This is a genomic window from Streptomyces sp. NPDC048255, assembly GCF_040652415.1.
Taxonomy (GTDB): domain Bacteria; phylum Actinomycetota; class Actinomycetes; order Streptomycetales; family Streptomycetaceae; genus Streptomyces.
Map to the genome: position 1 here is coordinate 20619 of NZ_JBEZMA010000063.1, position 19891 is coordinate 40509.

Sequence of the window (19891 nt, forward strand, 5' to 3'; positions counted from 1 at the left end):
CGCGCCCCGGGCCCAACGCCTCAGCGGACGGTGCGCACCCGTTGGTCCGGATCGGGCGGGCCGAAGGTCAGGCCGTTCTCGTCGAGGGCGTTGAAGACGGTGACGCGGGCGTCGGGGAAGACGAAGCTCAGGTCCACGGTCCGGCCCGCGGCACCGTTCACGACCCATTCCAGCAGCTCGGCCCGTTGCAGGGTCGCGCCCCGCAGCGCTCGCAGCTCGGGCAGAGGTTCGGGACGCCACTCCAGACGGAAGGGGGCCAAGGTGACCGGACGGAGGGGATCGATCGTGTTCCAGGTGAGCGAGAGGTCGTCGAACTTCCAGTGATTGATCTCCAGCTGTACGCCGTCGAAGTCGAGCAGCACCGGGCAGTCGCAGAACCATTCGTCGTCCTCGAGGTCCCACACCATCCAGACCCGGCTCAGGGGACGGCCGCCCAGAGCCCGCAGCAGCGGCCCGTGTGTGCGTGCCACCCGGGCGGGACCGCTCAGCCACTGCGGCCGGTATCCCTCGATGCCGAAGTCGTACATGAGGTCATCGTGGCAGAACGGGCGGCGGCGACGGCCCCGGCGGGGCGCCCGTGGATCACGGCGGGGGCGATTCCTGGAGGTAGGCGGCGATCATGGCGAGATCGTTGGCGATGGGCAGTACTTCGGCGGGATCGGCGCTCGGCGTGGAGGCGCCGTTGACGCCGGCGTAGAAGGGGTCGAAGCGACCGCCGCCCTTGTCCAGGTAGCCGGCGATCGTGATGGCGCCCACGGCCAGACGGTCGTTGAGGGCGTCCCCGCCGACGGCCGCGCCGGTCTTGCCGAACACCTTCCCGCGCGCCGGGCAGCCACGGCAGTTCTCGGCCAGCAGACCGTCGACGCCGAGGATGGGCAGGGCCTCCCGGAAGAGCCGCGCGTCAGGGGTGCGCTGCCAGTACGTCAGCATTTGCACGAGCACCTGGGGCGTCGCCCGGTCGGCGGGGTTGCCGCCCCGGCCGTCCATGAGCTGGGCCTGCTCGCGGTCGACGCCCGCCCGGTCCAGGAAGTCGGCGAGTACCGGGAAGCCGTCCGCGCACTGGTTGCTGCCGGCCGTCACGGCCAGCAGACAGATGCCGAGGTTGGCGCCCAGGTTGTGGCTGACCTTGAGGATCAGCTTGGCGTACTGGGCGTACGGCGGGGAGGTGTACGCGGCCACCCGCGGCCGGCCCGCGTAGTCGCGCGGCAGCCGGGCGATCGGGTTGGGGCCCGTCGGGTCGGCGGTGACCTGCACCCCGGCCCGTCGCAGGGCCTCGATCAGCGCGGCGCGGCCGAAGGCGGCCGGGTCGGTGACCGGGGAGGTGCGCAGCAGCGGCTCGGCGTCCGCCGCGATCGTTCCGGACAGCCGGATCCGCGTGCCGCCGTCGGTGGCCGTGACGGTGACCGCGGCCGGCTCCCCGGCCGCCACGGTCTTCACCGTGGAGGTGACCTGGTACGGAGCGACCTTCGGCCGCCACTCCAGCCGGGCGGCCGCGCCGGGCCGGTCACCGGGGATGGTCTCCAGGTCGATCAGGTTGTCGTTGATGATCAGGGGCGTCGGGGTGGGGTCGAGCACCGGATCGGGAAGGAAGAGCCGGCTGTCGACGACCACGTCGCCGTCGACGCGGGTGATGCCGGAGGCGCGCACCTGCCGGGCGAGTTGGTCGATCCCGGCGAGGGGGTTCTCCGGGGTGAGGGTCGCGCCGGTGAAGTCGTTGGCGTAGGTGTGGTCGAGATCGGTGTACGCGACCGTGCCGTCGGGGCGCGTCCGGCCACCCATGGTGAGGTCGCCCTGGGCGACGAGGTCGAGATCGCCGGTCAGCGTGCCGCCGCTCCGCTCGCCGACCGCGTAGACCGGGGTCACGAAGCGGTGGTCCGAGCCGAGGGTGTGCCACGGGCCCGAGACGCTGATCAGTTTGGCGGTGGACCCGGGGATGAAGAACTGCCCGGGGAACAGGCTGTGCACCACGGGTCCGCCGTCCGGCTCGGTCTGCAGCAGGCCCCACTGGGCATTGCGGTACTCCGGCTTCTGCATGATCTCCGTGATGCGCGGGTCGAGCCGGCCCGGCTCGCCCGCACCCGAAGGCGAGGGAGACGGGGACGGAGCCGGCGAGGGAGACGGAGCGGCGGCGGCCGCGGTACCCGAGGCCAGCGTCACGAACAGCAGCGCGGCGCAGACGGCGGCCGTACCGCGGCGCACCGATGCGGAGTGGTTCGGACTGCTCACAGCGCGCTCCGTTCGTCGCGGCTGTCTACTCCCGAGGCCTGTGAACAGCGTGGCACGGCTGGATTCGGGGTGCATGTCACCCGCTGTGCCGTGGCCGCCCCCGGGTGGAAGCCCGCGGTCCGCGCCCTTCCGAGCGGTGCGGACGTCGGGGGACCGGTCCCGTCCGCGCCTCGTGCACCGTGGCTGATAAAATGGGCTGAATTGTTCAGCTTTGGCCCCCTTGGCCCTGCTGCGTCGCCCCCGGCCGCGGTACTGGACCGCCGAGCACGAGGGCTGTGATGTCGGCATGAGGAACTCCCGCTCTGACGGCGCCCCGAACCACGCGCAAAGGCGCGGAGGCGCCCGCCCCGGGACCTCGCGCACCGGCCGCCGGACGGCTCTGCTCGCACCGTGCGCGGCCCTGCTGATCGCGGGCTGCCTCCTGCCCCCCGGGGCGAGCGCCGCGGTGCTCGCCGATGGCTCGGCCCCGCCCTCGGCGACGGCAACCGCCCCCTCCGTCCCCTCCACCTTCTCCGCCCCCGCGCCCTCGGCGCTGAATCCCATCGATCCGGCCGCCTTGCAGGCCGTCGTGGAGCGTGAGGCGAAGAAGCTCATGGTGCCCGGCGCGGTGGTCCTGCTCCGCACCCCGCAGGGAACCTTCCGGGCACTCACCGGCACGACCGAGCTGGGCGCTGCCCAACCGCCCACCACCGGCGACCACTTCAGGATCGCCTCCAACACCAAGACCATGACCGCGGCGCTGATCACCCTCCTCGCCCAGGACGGCGAACTCCGCCTGAGCGACCCGGTCTCCGCCTACGTCGCCTCAGTGCCCGACGGCGAGCACATCACCGTCGCCCAACTGCTGAAGATGCGCAGCGGGCTCTACAACTTCACCAACGCGCCAGAACTCGCGGCGTCCATGGACTCCGACCCGGGGAAGGCCCGGACGCCGCAGGAGATGCTGGACATCGCGTTCGAGCGCCCGCCGAACTTCGCGCCCGAGGCGTCCTACGAGTACAGCAACACCAATTACGTGCTCCTTGGCCTCATCGCCGAGAAGGCGGGCGGACACCCCCTGGCCCAGCAGTTCCAGGACCGGCTGTTCGCCCCGCTCCGACTGAAGGGCACGGCGCTGCCCGCCGCCGCCGACACGTCCCTCCCCGCCCCCTACGCGCACGGCTACATGTACGGCGGCTCGGCCTACGCGCTGGCCGACCAGCCGTACCCCGCCGACATGCAGGCGGAAGCACGGTCCGGAAAGCTCCGGCCCGTGGACTACACCCACCAGAACCCCTCCTACGCCGGCGCCGCCGGAGCCGCCGTCTCCACCGCGGACGACCTGGCCACCTGGATCGAGGCCCTGGTGACGGGCAAGGTCCTGGACACCGCGTTCCAGCGGCAGTGGCTCGACAGCCCGCAGGCCGAGGACCCGGCCGCGCCCGACGGGCAGAAGTACGGGTACGGGATCGCCTACCAGCGCTTCGGGCCGAACGCGTCGATGTACTACCACGGCGGTGAACTCCCCGGCTTCAATTCCTTCATCGGCCACGACCCGGACAACGACGTCACGCTCGTGATCTGGACGAACCTGACCCTGTCGCCCGACGGCCGGACCACGGCCCAGGCCTTGCTGCCCACCGTCCTGAACCAGGTCTACGCCGGCCTCGACCTCCCCACCGGCACCGGATAGGCCGGCCCGCTCAGGGCCCGGCCTGATCGGCAGGACACCCCGTAGGGCTGGAAGGGCCATGCCCGGCCGGTGCGCGGCCGTGTCGCCGTCGGCATCGGTACGCCTCCTGCCATCGTGGGCCACCGCGCTCCGTCGTCCCCCGGGAGGTACCTCCGTGTCCCCACGCCCGTACGGCCACGCCCGCCGGACCCGCCCGTCGCTGCGCCTGGCCGCCGCCACCGCCGTGTGCGGCGTCGTGCTGGGCGCGGCGGTGCAGCCCGCGCAGGCCGGGGGAGACCGCAACCCGCCGCGCGGGGCCGCCCTCCAGCAGGAGTTGCGGGACCTGGTGGAGACCCCCGGCGGTCCCCCCGGAGTCATCGCCGTCCTGCGCGACGGCGACCGTACGGAGGTCTACCGGGCGGGCGTGGCCGACGTGGAGAGCGGCCGTCCGCCGAGGGCGACCGACCACATGCGGATCGCCAGCGTCGCCAAGGCCTTCAGCGGAGCGGTGGCCCTGCGGCTCGTCGACCGCGGCCGGCTCCGCCTGGACGACACCATCGGCGAGGTGCTGCCCGGCCAGCCGACGGCCTGGCACGGGGTGACACTGCGTCAACTGCTCAACCACACCAGCGGACTGCCCGACTACTCGGCGTCCCCGGGGTTCGTCGAGATCATCTCCGCGGATCCCCGGCACCGCTTCGACTCGCGGCGCCTGCTGGAGTTCGTGGCCGACGAGGACCTCGAATTCAGCCCCGGCCTGCGCTACCAGTACTCCAACTCCGACAACATCGCCGTCGCCCTGATGGCCGAGGCCGCCACCGGGCGCCGGTACGAGGACCTGCTGCGCGAGCTGGTCTACGCGCCGCTGGGCCTGGACGCCACGAGCCTGCCCCAGGGGTACCGGCTGCCCGAACCCTTCCTCCACGGCTACCAGATCGATCCGCAGGCCGGGCCCGTCGACGTCAGCGAGGCCGTGAGCGCCTCGGGGGCCTGGGCGGCAGGGGGCATCGTCTCGACGCCGAAGGACCTGACCGCCTTCATCCGGGGCTACGCGGGCGGCGCGCTCGTCTCGGACCGCACCCGCGAGCAGCAGTTCAGGTTCATTCCCGACGCCCTGTCCCAGCCGCCGGGCCCCGGCCGCACGGCGGCGGGCCTGGCCATCTACCGCTACACCACGCGCTGTGGAGCGGTTTACGGCCACACCGGCAACACGGCCGGCTACACGCAGCTGGTGGCGGCCACGGAGGACGGCCGGCGCTCGCTGACCTTCTCGATCACCACGCAGACGGCGCTGGGCGTCAACCCCGACCTGCTCGCCCAAGTGCGCGACGTCCAGGAGGACTTCGTCTGCGCCCTGCTGCGCAGCTGACCTCGGCGGGCCGTGCGGCCCGCGCAGGCCGCACGCACGCGCCGTCAGTGCTCCCGCGCGGGCAGGCCGGCCAGACCGGTGTCGTGCAGGATGCGCCCGACGGTTTCGTCGAGGGCGCTCGCGGCGCCGATGACCGTCTCGACCCCGCCGGGCAGCAGGTCGAGCGGCCGGTACCAGGAGCACAGTTCGCTCGCGGAGACGTCGTCCGCGATCGGTTTGGTCGCGTGCCGGGCGAGCGTCACCTCGAAGGGAACGTCCAGGTAGTAGCCGTGCGTCGGGCCGCGGTGGTCGGCCCGCAGCCGCGCGAGCATGCGGCCGTAGTGGTCGGCGTAGAGGATGCCCTCGACGACGACGTGGTAGCCGGCGTCGAGGGCGTAACGCGCGACGGTGTCGATCAGGCCGATGTTCGCGCCGTCCGGCCGGTCGCGTTCGCGCAGGACCACACGGCGCAGGTTGTCCTGGCCCACCAGGGCCAGGCCCCGCCCGAACCGTTCGCGGATGCCGGCCGCGACCGACGACTTGCCCGAGGCGCTGTTCCCGCGCAGTACGACGAGCCGGGTGTCCGGGGTGCCCACCATCACCCGCGCAACGCTACCCGCCCGGGCCGCCGCCCAGGGGCCGGTCGTGACCTTGTGCGCTCGTCCGGTCACCGGAGCTCGCCCCGTAGGGCTGCCGTGCAGACGGGGCGTAACCTGGTCGAACCGCCGCAGAACGCGCGTACCGGAGGTCCCGTGCGTGCCGTGCGGCCCCGCCGCCGGGAACGATCCAGGGAGGTGGCGCGTGACCGACCCGTTCGGCTTCCTCAGGATCCCCCGCGAGGCCGTCCCGGCCCGTCCCGTCGAGGAAAGGCTCGGGGACTGGCGCGAGGTCCACGCGGACCGCGCGCTGCTGCCGCTGGTCTCCCGGCAGGCCGACCGCTGCATGGACTGCGGCATCCCCTTCTGCCACAACGGCTGTCCCCTGGGAAACCTCATACCCGAGTGGAACGCGTACGCCGCGCACGGCGACTGGCGCGCCGCGTACGAGCGGCTGCACGCGACCGACAACTTCCCGGAGGCCACCGGCCGGCTCTGCCCGGCCCCCTGCGAGGACGCCTGCGTCCTCACGATCAACGCCGACCCGGTGACCATCAAGAACGTCGAGCAGACGATCGCCGACGAGGGCCTGCGGCGCGGCTACATGACCCCGAGGCCCCCGGAGCGGCCCAGCGGCAAGACCGTGGCCGTCATAGGCTCCGGACCGGCCGGACTGGCCGCGGCGCAACAACTGAGCCGGGCCGGGCACCACGTCACGGTCCACGAGCGGGCCGACCGCATCGGCGGGCTGCTGCGCTACGGCATCCCCGAGTTCAAGATGGAGAAGGCGCACCTGGACCGCCGGATCGAGCAGATGCGGGCCGAGGGCACCGAGTTCGTCACGGGCGCGGACGTCGGCGGCGCACCCGGCACCGACGCCGCCGAGCTGCGCGGCCGGTGCGACGCCGTCGTCGTCGCGATCGGGGCCGGCGAACGCCGGGAGCTGCCGGTGCCAGGCCGCGCGCTGCACGGCGTCCACCAGGCCATGGAGTACCTGACCTGCGCAAACCGGGTGCAGGAGGGCGACTACGCCGAGTCGCCCGTCACCGCCGCGGGCAGACACGTGGTCATCGTCGGCGGCGGCGACACCGGCTCCGACTGCCTCGGGACGGCCCTGCGGCAGGGCGCGCTCTCCGTGGTCCAGCTCGACATCAATCCGGAGCCGGGCCCGGGTCGGACGGAGGGCGAGCCCTGGCCGGTGTACCCGAGGGTGTACCGGATCTCCCACGCCCACGAGGAGGCCCGCGGCCGCGAGGGCCGCGACCCCCGGCTGTTCTCCTGCGCCACCCTGCACTTCGAGGGGGACGACGCGGGCCGGGTGCGGGCGCTGCGCCTGACCGCCGTCGAGCCGGTGGCCCGCGGCCCGCTGGCCGGCACCGAGCGGGTGCTTCCGGCCGGGCTGGTCCTGCTGGCCCTCGGCTTCTCGGGCCCCGAGCGGGCGGGCGGCCTGCGCGAACAGTTGGGGCTGGAGCTCGACGAGCGCGGCAACCTCGCGCGGGACGCGGGCTTCGCGGCGGGCGGCGGGCGGGCGCCGGGCGTGTTCGTCGCGGGCGACGCGGGCCGGGGGCAGTCGCTGGTGGTGTGGGCCATAGCCGAGGGCCGGGCGGCCGCCGCCGCCGTGGACCGCTACCTGACCGGCTCGACGTGCCTGCCGGCTCCCGTCGCCGCCCACGATCAGCCGATGACGGCTTTGGGGCGCCTGCGCTACGGGGGCCAGTGACCGTACTCCGTGTCCACGCGGCCCGGGCACGGCTCCGTACGCGCCGGCACGGGGCCTGTTCAGGCATTCGGCCGCCACAGTGAGCGACACGCCGCTGACCATGGGTAACTTCGCAATGCCCCTGTTCCCCCACGCAGACAGGTATACGCATGAGGCGCGTTCCGCGAAGCGACCGAGAATCCTCTCCGCCCGGCCGGTCCTGGCACCCCCTCCGACGACGGCTCGCCGTCCTGGCCGCCGCCCCGCTGCTGGCCCTGTCGGCGGCCACGGCCACCGCGCAAGGGGTGTGGGTCACCGTCCCGAACCTTCCGACACCGCGCTTCAACCTCGACGGCGCGGCGGCGGACTGCCCTGAGGGGCTGATCGGTACCTGCGTGTACGCGATCGGCGGCGCCGTCGACGGCGACAGGAACGAGGTGTACAGCCCCTCCTCCGGCACCTGGGCCACGCTGGCGCCGCTGAAGACCCCCCGAAGGGGCGTCGCGTCGACGACGGCGCCCTGCCCCGGCGGGGTGGAGGGCGACTGCGTGTACGTCCTCGGCGGCAACGAGCAGGGAGGGCCTGCCCTGAACACCGCGGAGGCGTACAGCACGGCGGCCAACGTCTGGCTGAGTCTGCCCCCCGTGCAGACCCGGCGCACGAACGCGGCGGCGGCCACGGCCCCCTGCCCTGGAGGCCTGCCGCTCCGAGGGACCTGCGTCTACGTCTTCGGCGGCTCCAACGAGGACGTCCCGTCCGGCCTCACCTCGGTGGAGGCGTACAGCCCGGCCACCAACACCTGGGCCACGCTCAAGGACCTGCAGACCGGGCGGCACAGTCACGGCGGAGCCGCCGCGCCCTGCCCGGGGGACCTCGGTCTCCGCGGCAACTGCGTGTACGCCGTCGGCGGCACGGCGGCCGGAGGCAGCCTCGACTCCGTGGAGGTGTACAGCCCCCTCCTCGACGCCTGGCAGTTCGCCCCTGACCTGCCCGCCGCCCGCACCCAGCTGGGCGCCGCCACAGCGCCTTGCCCCGAGGGGATGAGCGACGGCTGCGTGTACGCCGTCGGAGGGGGCGGCAGCCCCGGAGCGGAGACCAAGGTGGAGGCGTACACCCCGGTCAGCAACGTATGGGTGACCCTGCCTTCACTGCCCACACCGCACCGGGGGCTGGCCTCGGCCACGGCGCCCTGCCCCAGGAACACCAGGAACACCTGCGTGTACGCCTTCGGCGGCTCACCCAACGGCGCCGAGTCCCTCACGTCGGCGGTCGAGGCCTTCGCGATCGAAGGCGCCCACGGCAGGCCCGCGCCCAGGCCGGAGCCGGAGCAGAGGCCGGAGCAGAGGCCGGAGCCGGAGCAGAGGCCCGAGCAGATGCCGCAGCAGCGGCCGGACCAGAAGCCCGCGCCCGCGCCGAAGCCCGATCCCAAGCCTGCGCCGAAGCCGACCCCGAAGCCTGCGCCTTCGGAGGACCCGTCGGCCGACCCCGATGAAGGCTCGCCGTTCGACACCCCGGCGCCCGGCGCGGCATCGGGCCGCGGATAGCGGCGGACAAGGCCGGGCCGTTGTCCCGGCGTCCACCACGGCAGCGGCGGGTGCGGGGGTGGTTGCGGCGACACGAACTGGGAGCAGGGCTACCCTGCCGCTGTGACGGATGACGAAGACCGGATTCTGGCGGACGCGCTCGGCGCGGTGGGTGCGATCGGCGGAGGGAGCGGCGGCCGCCTCGGCGCCACCTTCACGGCGAAGCGCCTGAGGAAGAACGTGCACGAGATCCCACTGACGCTGCCCGTGTCCGTAGACGCGGCCGCGGACCACGTGGCCGGCCTCCTGGCCCGGCTCGGGAACCTCCTGGAGGCCGGCAGCGGTGCGGACCCGGACGGGCGACGCGTCGTCAGGGCCCTGGTCGGCGGCGGGTTCGGGAACATGAACCCGGTCCTGGTCACGGTGACCCTGGCCGCTGCCGGCCAGCAGGGCACCGCGGTGTCCGTACGGGGCGCGGCGAAGGAGGGGCTGATCAAGCAGCGCGCGGGAGAGAAGACGGCCCAGCAGGTCGCGGACCTGCTGGGCCGGCAGATCTGACGCCGGGGCCGCCTGCCGGCGCCGTTGCGTTCAGTCGACGAGCACCCCGGGATTGAGGATGCCCCGCGGGTCGAGCGCGCCCTTCGCCGCGCGCAGCGCGAGGGCGAAGGGGTCGGGCCGCTGGCGGTCGTAGGCCGGCCGGTGGTCCCGGCCGACGGCGTGGTGATGGGTGATGGTGGCCCGGTGGCGGTGCAGGACCTCGCTCGCCACGGCCTTGAGGTCGTCCCAGAAGGCGACCTCGTCGCCGGGGCGGCCGGCGGCGAGGACGGTGAAGTACGGGGCCGCTCCGTCGGGATACACATGGGTGAGGCGGCAGTTGACGGTCGCCGGGTGCCCGGAGGCCTTGACCGCCGCCGCGCCGACCTCGTCGCGCACCGCTTCGATCAGGCCGGGGATCCGGTCCCAGGTGGCCGCCGTCTCGAAGGTCTCCGCGACGGCGCCCATCCTGGCCAGACCGTCGCGGAGATAGGGCATCCGCAGGAAGGCCGAGCGCCAGGCGCTCACGGCGGCGTCGGCCGGGGCGCCGTCCCCGGCCGGATCCGTGCCGCGCCGGCCGCCGTGCGAGCGGGCCAGGCCGACGGCCTGTTCGAGCCGGGTGGAGACCGGTCCGTCCGCCGACTCGAATCCCAGGACGAGTACGGCGGAGCCGTCGTGCGCGGCGCCCGACAGTGCGGCCTCGCCGGCGTCCAGCAGACGGCAGTTGGCGGGCAGGAGGTCGGACTGTGCGATGGCGCGCACCGCCCGCAGCGCCGCCTGGAAGTCGGCGAAGGCAAGGGACGCGGACGCCTTGTGGGTGGGGCGTTCCTGCAGCCGGACCCACGCCTCGGTGATGACGCCGAGCGCCCCTTCGGAGCCGAGGAAGAGCCGGTCGGGGGAGGGGCCCGCGCCCGATGCGGGCAGCCGCCACGAGGCACTGGTGCCGGCCGGGCTGACGACGCGCATCGACTGGACGAAGTCGTCGATGTGCGTGCGGCCGGTGGCGTAGTGCCCGCCGGCCCGGGTGGCGAGCCAGCCGCCCAGGGTGGAGAACTCGAAGCTCTGCGGGAAGTGCCGCAGGGTCAGGCCGTGGGGCCGTAGCTGGTCCTCCAGGGCCGGCCCGAGGGTGCCTGCCTGGATGCGTGCGGCCCGGCCTTCCGCATCGACCTCCAGGACGCGGTCCATGGCGGTCAGATCGAGCGAGAGCACCGCCCGGTGGGCGTCGCCGCGGTATTCGACGCCGCCGGTGACCGAGGAGCCGCCGCCGTACGGGACGACGGCGACCTGCCGGTCACCGGCCCAGTCCAGCAGGGCGGCCACGTCCCGTTCGTCCCTCGGGCGCGCCACGAGGTCGGGGATGCGGCCGGGCCGCCCGCGCAGGGCGCGTACGACGTCCCGGTACGCCTTGCCCATGGCGTGGGCGGCCCGCTGCCCGGGATCGGTGTCGACCAGGTGGGCGAGGCTCGCGGGGGGCTCGACGGCGGGTCTCGCGATGCGCAGGTCGCGCACGCGCGGAACGGGGAGCGGGCGGGCCAGGGTGCCGGGGAGCAGGGCGCCCATCGCGGTGCACTCGGCGTCGTCGGGATGTGCGTCCGCCCAGCCCCACCCCCACCAGGAACGGGTGCGGGAAGCCGGTCGGGTCTTCGTGCCGGACATGGGCGTGCTCCAGGGGCCGCAGGAATTTACCTAGCGGTAAATTACTTACTGATAATATCTGCCCATGGCAACCCCGCGTTCGAAAGCCGGTACCAAGGGAGTCCCGCGGCAGCACCGCCAGCAGCAGATCCTGGACGCCGCCACGGAGGAGTTCGGCACCCGCGGCTACGCGGCGGCCTCGCTCGCCGCGATCGCCGCGCGGGTCGGCGTCACCAAGACGCTGCTGCACCAGTACTTCGGCACCAAGGAGGACCTCTACGTCGCCTGCCTGGTCCCCGTCGGGGACCGGCTCCTGGACGCCGTCCGTACGGCGATGGGTCCGGACGGGACCGCGCCGCACACGCCGCTGCGCGTACTCCACGGCATCTTCACCGCCCTGGAGGGACAGCGGGAGGCCTGGTTCGTGCTCTACGACACCACCCTGCCGCCCGACGGCGAGGCCGCACGCCGGGCCGCGGACTACTGGTCGGCCATCGACCGGCTGGCGGCCGGCGGCACCGCGGACCTGCTGCGCGCGGCCGGATCCACCGACCCGCTGGACGCCGACGCGCTCAAGTACGTCTGGCGGGACCTGGTCGCCACGCTCGTCCGCTGGTGGGTCAAACACCCCGACCAGTCCCCGGAAGCCATGACCCAGCGCTGCGCCCGCCTCTTCGCGGCCGCCGCCGCGCTCACGCCGGGCCCCACCGGTTGAACCCGGGCAGCAGCAGGTGCGGGCAGAGCCGGCGGGCGGTCAGGGGATGAGCACGCAGTGGTTCTCGATGACCCTGCCGCTGCGGTCGAGACCACCGCACACCGCCAGCTTCGGATACGCCCTGAACTCGCGGTTGACGGGGAACCGCCATCGCGACACCCCGGCCTTGCTGTCCCGGAAATCGCCCACGAAGGCGCGCAGCGTCCCCGGCAGCCCTTCCCGGGTCGTGACGGTGATGTCCTGCACGAAGTCGCGGCCCTGGTAGGCGGTGGCCACGCAGATGTAGGAGCCGCAAGTGGACTTGACCGAGGCGCTCGCCGGCGCCGCCGTGACCATCCCGAACGCGGCTGCCGCGGTGAAGGCCGCCGCGACCGTCGCCAGTCGTCGCCATGCGGTTGTCGCCGGACGGACCATCTCCTGGCGCGCGTACATACGAGACCCCCTCGGCCTGCCGTGTCGGCTGCACACCTTTTGACACTGTCACGGACCCGGGCGGATTCGGCAAGTGGTGTGGAATCGCAAGCATCCTGACGGCCCGTCGGCATCGTCTGCCCCTTCCCGCTCGCACAGCGGAAGCCTCACCCCCGGCTCAGAGCCTCGTACTGGCCGGGGTGCGAGAGGAGCGCCGGCTCCGGTGGCTCCTCAAGCGCTTGGTCACCCCCCTGGCCGTGGACGTGCCCGCACGGAAACCGGAAGGCCCCGCCCCCCTGAGGGGGCGGGGCCGGGCTCGGACGACGTGACTCCTCTTACCGGTCCAGGAAGAGGCGTGTGAGCCGGGTCGCTAACCCTTGACCGGTGTGTGGGCGTGCGACAGGTCGCCCTTGAACATGCTCCCGCGCAGGGGGGTCATGGGCGTCTGGTCGACCCAGCCCCCGACGGGAGTGAAGTTCCCCCCGGTGATGTCGAACTGCAGCTGGTAGACCCGGCCGGTGGTGGTCAGGATCTTGACCTGGGCGCGGGTGGCCTGGGCCGCGATCGAGATGCCGCACGGGAACCCTGTGGCGGCGCTGTTGGGATAGCCGGTGATGCCTGACAGGTTCTGCCAGACCACCGGATCGCCCGGGTTCGGGGCGCGGCCGGCGTATGCCACGTTGTTCCGGAGGGCCGCGCTGTAGGACTCGCTGGCCGAGGGCGAGTAGCTGTCGATGTCGATGCAGGGGCCCGTCGCACCGGGGCGACCAGGGGTGCCGGGGGGGCCCTGCGGTCCCTCGGGTCCCTCAGGTCCGGGAGGGCCAGGTCGACCCCGGTAGCCCCGCGGACCGCGCGGCCCCTGGCAGTGGGATCCGGCCGGAGCCGCCTTCGACCCGGAGTCGGAGGTCTTGCAGGGGTCTCCGCCGCCGGCCGCCGGGTCCGCCGTGACTACCTCGGCGGCCTTCGTCTGGACCCCCGGGACTGCTGCCACGGCCGGGGACGTGATCCCCGCCAGAACCAGGGCGATGGAGGCGAAGGTTCCGCCGGCGAGCCAGCGGGCCGACCGCCCGGGTAGCGGACCCAGGGTGGATCTGGTCCTGTCCTCAGGACGCATGTGCAGCTCCTTGCGAAAAGCTGATGGGATGGTCACCGGGAAGTCCGGTTGTCCGCAGTCATCCTGAGGACCGCACCCGCCGCCCGCCCGGCGCCGCGCCCACGCTGTCAGCGGTTCGGCCCAACGCGCGGGCCCACTCGGGTGCCTCCGCACCAGCCACCCGGGTCCGCCGCGCGGCGTGCCGCTGCCCGTCCGTGACCGACCGTCCATAAGGTCCCGCCGTGAAGTCCACCATCTGCCTCTGCATGATCGTGAAGAACGAGTCCGCCGTCATCGAGCGCTGCCTGGCCTCCGTACGGGACCACATCGACACCTGGGTCATTTCGGACACCGGTTCCACCGACGGGACCCAGGAGCTGATCCGCACCGCGCTGGACGGGATCCCGGGCGAGCTCCACGAGGAGCCCTGGGTCGATTTCGGGCACAACCGGAGCCTCAACATCGCCCACGCCCGCGGCAGGGCCGACTACCTACTCCTGCTCGACGCCGACCTCGTCCTCCGCCAGGACGCGCCGATGCCGCCGCTGGTGGCGGACTCGTACATGCTGCGCCACATGGGCGAGACCGAGTACCGGATCAAACGGCTGGTGCGGGGCAGCCTGCCCTGGCGGTACGAGGGGGTCACGCACGAGTACATCACCTGCGACCGCCCCGACACCGCGGTCCACCTGGACGCCCTGGCGATCGAGGACCACGGCGACGGCGGCTCCAAGCACGACAAGTACGAACGCGACGCCCGCCTGCTGAGAGCCGAGATGGAACGGGACCCGGCCTGCACCCGCACGGTCTTCTACCTCGCCCAGACGATGCGCGACATGGGCGACCGCGCCGAGGCCGTCCGCCTCTACGAGCGGCGCGCGGCCATGGGCGGCTGGGGCGAGGAGGTGTACCAGTCCCTCCTCCAGGTCGGCATGCTGTACGGGGACAGCGGAGACCCCGCCGACTGGCCCGCGGCCATGGACGCGCTCGACCGGGCCTGGGAGTCCCGGCCGGAGCGCCTGGAGGCCTGCTACGAACTGGCCTCGCGGCTACGGGTGCTCGGCCGGTACCACGCGGCCCATGCCGTCGTCCGGGCCGGCCTGGACCGGCCGGCCCCGGACGACATCCTGTTCACCCGGCCCTGGGTGTACCGCTGGGGGCTGCTCTTCGAGTACTCCATCACCGCGTACTGGGTGGGCGACCTGGCGGCGTCGCTCGAAGCGTGCGACCGGCTCCTCGCCCTTCCCGACCTGCCCGACCCCTACCGACGGCAGACCCGGATCAACCGCGGCTTCGCCGTTCAGCGGCTCTCCGTTCCGGCGCAGGCCTGAGCGGAGGGGCGGGGCTGGCGCGGGCTACCGCGCGGGGGCGGCCGTACCCGCTTGGTTCCGGACGGCGTTCAGCTGCATCGCCGTCGACGCCATGCGGGTCGGGGGCTCCCAGGTCGTGGTGCGCACGGAGGTGAAGCCGGCCGCGAGGACCGTGTTCGCGAGGGTGTGCAGGTCGGTGGGGAGCCATTTCTCGTGGGCGGAGAGGAAGATGCGGCCGCCCGGGCGCAGGACGCGGTGCAGTTCGGCGAGGGCGGCGGGCACGTCGGGCCAGAGCTGGAGGTTGTTGACGGAGATCACGACGTCTACGGACGCGTCGGGTTCACCGGTGCGCTCGGCGGTGCCGAGGGCGAGGCGGACCCGGCCGCGGGCGATCGGGGACGCGCAGCGGCGACGGGCCATGGCGAGCATGACCTCGGAGGGGTCGATGCCGATGACGTGGGCCGAGCGCTGGGCAGCGGCCGCCAGCCCGACGCCGGGGCCGGGGCCGATGACCAGGACGACGTCGTCCTCGGAAGGCGCGGCGAGGGCGACGACATGCTGCTCGGTCGCGGCGTTGCCGTGGGCCATGAGCCGGCCGCCGATACGGCCGAAGAGGCCGCTGGGCCGGCCGAAGCCCTTGGTCAGTAGCCGTTGCGTGATGCTCTCCACGTCCACATCGAAGCACGCGGCCCCCGGCCGACGCCGCTGTCACGCGCCGACGGCGCGGCCGTCGAGCCGTACGGCGGACGCGACACTCCCGAGGCCCGAGGCCCGTCCGACGGTCACGTGACTGCGGAGCGCGCCGATCGCGCCGATCGTGCTGAGCGTCGCGGTCGGCGGTTCAGCGGCACAGGGCCGTGTCCACGACACTCTCCAGATGTTTCGTGCCCGCCCCGCCGACCGGGATGCTGGTCACCGTGATGTTGGCGGCGCGGCCGTCGTCGGTGACCCCGCCCCGGGTCTCGTATCCCGAGATGTCACCGCCGTGGCCCCAGTAGACACCGCCGCAGGACAGCGGCCTGCTCAAGAGCCCCAGTCCGTAGCCGGCGCCGGTGTCCCCGATGGGGACCGTGGTGCGCATCTGGGCGAGCTGGGCCGCCGGGAGGAGGCGGCCGGCCAGGAGCGCGGTGAAGAACTGGTTGAGGTCGGAGTTGGTGGAGATCATCTGACCTGCAGCCCAGGCCGCCGAGGGGTCTATTTCCGTGACGTCGCGCAGGGGCGCGCCTGCCGCATCCCGGTGGTAGCCCTGGGGGTGGGGCTCCCGGATGGTCACGTCGCCCGGGGCGGGGAAGTAGGTGTGGCGCAGCCCGATGCGCTTGATGACGCGCCGGTCCGTCTCCTCGGCGAGGGGCCGGCCGGTGACCTTCTGGACGATCAGGCCGGCCACCACGTAGTTCGTGTTGCTGTACGCCCAATTCGTTCCGGGGGCGAAGTCGGCCTTGCGCCGGAAGGCGAGGTCCAGGAGGTCACGGGGTTCGAAGTACCGGTGCTGAAGGATGTCTTCGCCGACGAGGCTTTCGTAGTCGGGAAGTCCGCTGGTGTGCTGGAGGAGCTGACGGACGGTGATGTGGCGCCCGTCGATCCCCTCCCCGCGGACGAGACCCGGCAGGTACGTCTCGACCGGCGCGTCCAGGTCGATCTTCCCTTCACCGACCAGTTGCAGCACGACCACCGCCGTGAACGTCTTGGTGTTGCTGCCGATCCGCACCTGACCGTCCCTGGGCACCTTCGAGCCGGTGGCGACGTCGCCCAACCCCGCGGTGTACGTACGGCTGCGGCCCTCACGGCCCTTGACGGTCGCCAGCGCGGCGGGCAGGCCGTCGGAGTGCACCAGCGCGTTCAGGCCCTGCTGGACGCTGTCCGGCCTGGCGGCGGCGAATGCAGCGGACGGCGCCAGGGCGCCCATCGCCAGGACACCGACGGCCAGCGCGGCCACCGCCGGCACGGCCCGGCGCCGGCCGCTCCGGGGCCGCCGGGAAGGACGGAACTCTTGCTTCGCCTGCTCGCGCACGAGTCAACTCCTGGGAAATCGTCGGGAAACCAGCGGGTTTGTGCCGGTCCCAGCTTCGCCGGATGCGGCCGCCCGGGGCGCTCCTGCTACCCGCCCAGCTCCCGGTAGGGCTACCCCCCGACGCCCGACGTGCGAGGCCGGTCCTCGTCGCCGCCCCACCGGTGTCGCCGCAACCCGGGTTGCTGCCCCGTGTCGATCTATCGCGTCGACTTCAGCGTCAGGCGGTGCCTACTCTGCCCCCATGGCTCATGCGAAGACCTCGTACGTCTGCCTGCTCTGCCGGGCCTCGTACAAGCAGCCTTACGACAGGGGCCGGCGGCGGATCTGCCCGCGGTGCGCGGAACCGCTGGTCCACGTGGGGTCGGCCTTCGCCGCGCCCCGACGGCGGGACACCGAGGCGTGGCGGACGCTCTCGGTGCTGCTGAACGCGGGCGTGCGCTTCCACAAGAGCTGCTGCGGCGGACCCGGATACAGGCCCCGCACCCTGCATGAGGTGCGCGAACGGATGGCGTACGCGCGGCGAACCGGCACGCCCTTCGCCCAGGCGCTCGTACTCCGCGACCTCCCGTGACCGGACCAGACGGCCTGGCGCGGCTCGTGCCGCCGGCCGCCCGTCGGTCTGGGGCACCGAATCAGCCTTCTACGGCACCAGGCGCTCAGGCAGGCGTGCGCGGGGCGAGGTCCAGCATCATGTCGGGGGACCGCACACCGCCCGCCCCGGCGAAGGAGCCGGTCGGGCGTTGTCACCGCCCGACCGGCGGGAGGGCCGGCCGGCTCACCGGCCCTCGGGGGAGCTGTAAGACCTCAGACCTCAGACCTCAGCCGGAGGCCTTCAGGCGGCGTAGGACCTCCTCGGACACCCTCCGGTGGAGTTCGGCCAGTTGCTCGGGGCTGTACGCGCCGAGGTCGCCGACGTCCCCGGGGCTGCTCCCGTTCTCCGGCTTCTTCTGTTTCTCCTGCTCCCTGCGTGCGAGCTCCTGTTCCTCCGGAGAGCCGGGCGCCGCGTACGCGCAGCGGATGAGCGTTCCGTCGGCGCCCTTGAGGCAGGTCGCCTCCCGGCCGTCCACCACGCCCCGCCCCTCCACGCGGTAGCGGATGTTCTGCTCGCTGCCGATCGTCGCCGTCCAGGTGCTGCCGCCCGTGGGGACGACCTCGAACACCCGGTCGTCGTTGTAGCAGCAGACGTCCCGGTACTCCGCCTTGACCAGGGCGACGAGCGCCTTCGGCGACGACCACGTCGGACTGAGCCGGTGGACGGTCAACGGGGCGAGGCCGCTGCCCCGATGGCGGGTCGGTACCGTCGAGACGGCCACCACCGAGCTCGCCTCCCCCTGCGGGGTCAGCGGCGTGACGTACGCGCTGTTCCCCGCCCCGTCGCGGTACCGCAGGGTGAACTCCGCCTCGTTGCCCTCGTTGGCCCCGTCCTCCGACTCGTCCCATCCGCTCCGTTCGAACCACCAGTCCGCGAAGCTGCCGACGGCTGCCGTGGCCTCTCGCTGCCGGGCGGCGATGCTCAAGGGATAGGAGGGACCGGGGATGGTCAAGGTGTCGTCGGTGATGGTGAGTTCACCGGTCCGCCCGTTGTAGAGCGCGACCCCGGCGGGCCGTTCGGTCACGATCAGGAACCCGGTCTGGCGCTTGAGGGGAACGACCACGGTCGGTACGCGGCCCGAGCAGGTCACGTACGCATCCCCGGGCTCGAAGCGGACCCACCGCTTCTGGGCGGAGATCTTGCGGCCGAGGTTGTGGGTGAACCAGCCGCCGAGCCGCGCGTCCGCCTTCTCCACGTCGAACGAACAGCGCTGCTGGTCACGGCTGTTGCCGCCGAGCGGGATGTCCTGCACGAGCCCGACCTCGTACCCGGCGAGCCAGCCGCGCCGTTCGACCAGGGTGGCGAACCGGTCCGAGTCGGGCAGGTAGGTGATGTCCGCTATCTCCCCGGTGACGTCGCCCAGGTGCGGAGCGGCCTGCGCCTTCCCCACCACGTAGGGCGCCCGCGCCGACAGCCCGGGAACCGGCTCGGCAACGATCTCCACGGCGCCCATGTACGCGCGGTCCTGCAGGTACGCGCCGTACACCAGCCACGACACGGCCAGCGCCAGCCCGGCCAGGCCGCCGAGCCAGCCCAGGGTCGCCACCGCGTACCTGCCGCCGGCGGAACGCCGGATCCACCGCACCGTCAGCCACAGGACGACGACGACCGCCGCGGCCAGCAAGGGCAGGGCCAGCCAGGCGAACAGCTTCCGTATCTCCCACCAGACCATCGTCGTGAAGTACGACGCGTACCACAGGGCTAAACCCGTGAGGAGTACGGGAATCCCCACTCGAAGTGCCCGGCCCATCAGTGCCCCCCGACGTCGGTCCGATCGATTCTGCACCCCTGGCCGGGCCCTGTCACCCACACGGCCCGGCCCTTCGGATCCGGTCGATCCGAAGGGCCGGGGTGGCGTTGCGTGACTTCTTGATCGTTTGATCGGTAGGCAGGCGGAGCCCGAACCGGCTGTCCGCCGCTAGGGGTGAGCGAACGAGGAGTCGACGATGAACGGCAGCTTTGTACGAAGGGCCGGCCGATGGGTGGCCGCCGGCGCCGCCGTGGCGGTGGCCGGTGTTCTCCAGGTGGGGGTGGCACACGGTGACGAGCAGTCCACCAACTCACACAACGCACCGCGCATCGGGCTGATCAACACGGGGCAGATCGACGACCCGCTGGAGGACGTCCTGGAGCACGTCCTGATCTTCGGCGACGGGCAGGCCGGGGACTGAAGCCTGTCCCGCCCGGCCGCGGGCAGGGCGACCGCCGCGCCGGTGGAGGCGAGGGTGCCTCCGCCGGTGGTGGCGCTTTGCGACGGGAATCGCGGGTAGGCGCGCCTCGAGGCACTACGGCGGTTCTCGTTGTTCCGCCGAATCCCTGAGGTAGGAACGAGGGGCGTCATGATTTTCGTCGGACTTATCCTCCTGCTCATCGGCTTGCTGACCGGAATCTCCATCCTGTGGACCATCGGCGTCATCCTGCTCGTGGTCGGGGCCGTGCTGTGGATCCTGGGCTCCGTCGGGCACGCGGTCGGTGGCCGCCGTCACTACTGGTAGCCCGGTGGGCCGGTTCGGCAGCCCGGCGGCGTGGGGCCCGGCGGATCCAGGT

19 protein-coding genes are annotated in these 19891 nt (G+C 72.9%); 10 read left to right on the plus strand and 9 right to left on the minus strand.

Annotated elements, in window-relative coordinates; genetic code table 11:
• Window positions 1-20: 20 nt before the first annotated feature.
• Both AB0D94_RS31970 and dacB read right to left on the minus strand, forming a co-directional pair.
• A complete protein-coding gene (locus AB0D94_RS31970) occupies window positions 21-527 on the minus strand; it encodes a hypothetical protein (RefSeq protein ID WP_362059197.1) in 507 nt (168 codons plus the stop codon).
• 55 nt (window positions 528-582) lie between these two features.
• The gene (gene dacB / locus AB0D94_RS31975) at window positions 583-2226 is read right to left on the minus strand and encodes a D-alanyl-D-alanine carboxypeptidase/D-alanyl-D-alanine-endopeptidase (RefSeq protein WP_362059200.1); all 1644 of its coding nucleotides are present in this window, start codon (window positions 2224-2226) and stop codon (window positions 583-585) included.
• A gap of 286 nt (window positions 2227-2512) precedes the next feature.
• Between dacB and AB0D94_RS31980 the strand changes: the two genes are divergently transcribed.
• Both AB0D94_RS31980 and AB0D94_RS31985 read left to right on the plus strand, forming a co-directional pair.
• Window positions 2513-3898 (plus strand): serine hydrolase domain-containing protein, encoded by a 1386-nt coding sequence (locus AB0D94_RS31980; protein ID WP_362059203.1) that lies wholly within the window; start codon window positions 2513-2515, stop codon window positions 3896-3898.
• A 238-nt stretch (window positions 3899-4136) separates the two neighbouring features.
• Entirely contained in the window at window positions 4137-5246 is a 1110-nt protein-coding gene (locus AB0D94_RS31985) for a serine hydrolase domain-containing protein (RefSeq protein WP_362059251.1), read from the plus strand.
• Between the two features lie 44 nt (window positions 5247-5290).
• On the opposite strand, the gene AB0D94_RS31990 is transcribed toward AB0D94_RS31985, so the two are convergent.
• Entirely contained in the window at window positions 5291-5824 is a 534-nt protein-coding gene (locus AB0D94_RS31990) for an AAA family ATPase (RefSeq protein WP_362059206.1), read from the minus strand.
• 202 nt (window positions 5825-6026) lie between these two features.
• Between AB0D94_RS31990 and AB0D94_RS31995 the strand changes: the two genes are divergently transcribed.
• From AB0D94_RS31995 to AB0D94_RS32005, 3 genes are all read left to right on the plus strand, one after another.
• Entirely contained in the window at window positions 6027-7541 is a 1515-nt protein-coding gene (locus AB0D94_RS31995; protein WP_362059209.1) for a glutamate synthase subunit beta, read from the plus strand.
• Window positions 7542-7690: 149 nt separating this feature from the next.
• Window positions 7691-9064 carry a kelch repeat-containing protein gene (locus AB0D94_RS32000; RefSeq protein WP_362059212.1) on the plus strand — a complete coding sequence of 458 codons (1374 nt, stop codon included), beginning with the start codon at window positions 7691-7693 and terminating at the stop codon, window positions 9062-9064.
• Window positions 9065-9166: 102 nt separating this feature from the next.
• Window positions 9167-9601, plus strand: coding sequence for a hypothetical protein (locus AB0D94_RS32005; protein ID WP_362059215.1), 435 nt, complete (start codon window positions 9167-9169; stop codon window positions 9599-9601).
• A gap of 30 nt (window positions 9602-9631) precedes the next feature.
• On the opposite strand, the gene AB0D94_RS32010 is transcribed toward AB0D94_RS32005, so the two are convergent.
• Window positions 9632-11233 carry an FAD-binding oxidoreductase gene (locus AB0D94_RS32010; protein WP_362059218.1) on the minus strand — a complete coding sequence of 534 codons (1602 nt, stop codon included), beginning with the start codon at window positions 11231-11233 and terminating at the stop codon, window positions 9632-9634.
• 64 nt (window positions 11234-11297) lie between these two features.
• On the opposite strand from AB0D94_RS32010, the gene AB0D94_RS32015 reads away from it, so the two are divergent.
• Window positions 11298-11927 carry a TetR/AcrR family transcriptional regulator gene (locus tag AB0D94_RS32015; protein WP_362059221.1) on the plus strand — a complete coding sequence of 210 codons (630 nt, stop codon included), beginning with the start codon at window positions 11298-11300 and terminating at the stop codon, window positions 11925-11927.
• A 39-nt stretch (window positions 11928-11966) separates the two neighbouring features.
• On the opposite strand, the gene AB0D94_RS32020 is transcribed toward AB0D94_RS32015, so the two are convergent.
• Window positions 11967-12359 carry a hypothetical protein gene (locus tag AB0D94_RS32020; protein ID WP_362059224.1) on the minus strand — a complete coding sequence of 131 codons (393 nt, stop codon included), beginning with the start codon at window positions 12357-12359 and terminating at the stop codon, window positions 11967-11969.
• Window positions 12360-12708: 349 nt separating this feature from the next.
• Complete coding sequence (locus AB0D94_RS32025; protein ID WP_362059227.1) at window positions 12709-13017, minus strand: hypothetical protein; 309 nt, start codon at window positions 13015-13017, stop codon at window positions 12709-12711.
• 656 nt (window positions 13018-13673) lie between these two features.
• Here AB0D94_RS32025 and AB0D94_RS32030 point away from each other — a divergent pair.
• Window positions 13674-14762 carry a glycosyltransferase family 2 protein gene (locus AB0D94_RS32030; protein WP_362059230.1) on the plus strand — a complete coding sequence of 363 codons (1089 nt, stop codon included), beginning with the start codon at window positions 13674-13676 and terminating at the stop codon, window positions 14760-14762.
• A gap of 24 nt (window positions 14763-14786) precedes the next feature.
• Here the strand turns inward: AB0D94_RS32030 and AB0D94_RS32035 are convergent, their stop codons facing one another.
• Together AB0D94_RS32035 and AB0D94_RS32040 are read right to left on the minus strand one after the other, a co-directional pair.
• Window positions 14787-15410: a class I SAM-dependent methyltransferase gene (locus AB0D94_RS32035; protein WP_362059233.1), complete on the minus strand. Its 624-nt coding sequence runs from the start codon at window positions 15408-15410 to the stop codon at window positions 14787-14789.
• A gap of 172 nt (window positions 15411-15582) precedes the next feature.
• A complete protein-coding gene (locus tag AB0D94_RS32040; RefSeq protein ID WP_362059254.1) occupies window positions 15583-16686 on the minus strand; it encodes a serine hydrolase domain-containing protein in 1104 nt (367 codons plus the stop codon).
• 307 nt (window positions 16687-16993) lie between these two features.
• On the opposite strand from AB0D94_RS32040, the gene AB0D94_RS32045 reads away from it, so the two are divergent.
• Entirely contained in the window at window positions 16994-17323 is a 330-nt protein-coding gene (locus AB0D94_RS32045; protein ID WP_362059236.1) for a deoxyxylulose-5-phosphate synthase, read from the plus strand.
• A gap of 247 nt (window positions 17324-17570) precedes the next feature.
• On the opposite strand, the gene AB0D94_RS32050 is transcribed toward AB0D94_RS32045, so the two are convergent.
• Window positions 17571-19076: a hypothetical protein gene (locus AB0D94_RS32050; RefSeq protein WP_362059239.1), complete on the minus strand. Its 1506-nt coding sequence runs from the start codon at window positions 19074-19076 to the stop codon at window positions 17571-17573.
• A 214-nt stretch (window positions 19077-19290) separates the two neighbouring features.
• Between AB0D94_RS32050 and AB0D94_RS32055 the strand changes: the two genes are divergently transcribed.
• Both AB0D94_RS32055 and AB0D94_RS32060 read left to right on the plus strand, forming a co-directional pair.
• Window positions 19291-19515, plus strand: coding sequence for a hypothetical protein (locus AB0D94_RS32055; protein ID WP_362059242.1), 225 nt, complete (start codon window positions 19291-19293; stop codon window positions 19513-19515).
• 168 nt (window positions 19516-19683) lie between these two features.
• Entirely contained in the window at window positions 19684-19839 is a 156-nt protein-coding gene (locus tag AB0D94_RS32060; protein WP_362059245.1) for a DUF6131 family protein, read from the plus strand.
• Window positions 19840-19891: the final 52 nt, after the last annotated feature.

Bases quoted from the DNA above. Each gene is read 5' to 3' on its own strand.
- AB0D94_RS31970 (WP_362059197.1), bottom strand. From the start codon at position 527: ATGTACGACTTCGGCATCGAGGGATACCGGCCGCAGTGGCTGAGCGGT.
- AB0D94_RS32060 (WP_362059245.1), top strand. From the start codon at position 19,684: ATGATTTTCGTCGGACTTATCCTCCTGCTCATCGGCTTGCTGACCGGA.
- AB0D94_RS32010 (WP_362059218.1), bottom strand. From the start codon at position 11,233: ATGTCCGGCACGAAGACCCGACCGGCTTCCCGCACCCGTTCCTGGTGG.
- AB0D94_RS32000 (WP_362059212.1), top strand. From the start codon at position 7,691: ATGAGGCGCGTTCCGCGAAGCGACCGAGAATCCTCTCCGCCCGGCCGG.
- AB0D94_RS32055 (WP_362059242.1), top strand. From the start codon at position 19,291: ATGAACGGCAGCTTTGTACGAAGGGCCGGCCGATGGGTGGCCGCCGGC.
- AB0D94_RS32045 (WP_362059236.1), top strand. From the start codon at position 16,994: ATGGCTCATGCGAAGACCTCGTACGTCTGCCTGCTCTGCCGGGCCTCG.
- AB0D94_RS32015 (WP_362059221.1), top strand. From the start codon at position 11,298: ATGGCAACCCCGCGTTCGAAAGCCGGTACCAAGGGAGTCCCGCGGCAG.
- AB0D94_RS32020 (WP_362059224.1), bottom strand. From the start codon at position 12,359: ATGTACGCGCGCCAGGAGATGGTCCGTCCGGCGACAACCGCATGGCGA.
- AB0D94_RS31980 (WP_362059203.1), top strand. From the start codon at position 2,513: ATGAGGAACTCCCGCTCTGACGGCGCCCCGAACCACGCGCAAAGGCGC.
- AB0D94_RS31990 (WP_362059206.1), bottom strand. From the start codon at position 5,824: ATGGTGGGCACCCCGGACACCCGGCTCGTCGTACTGCGCGGGAACAGC.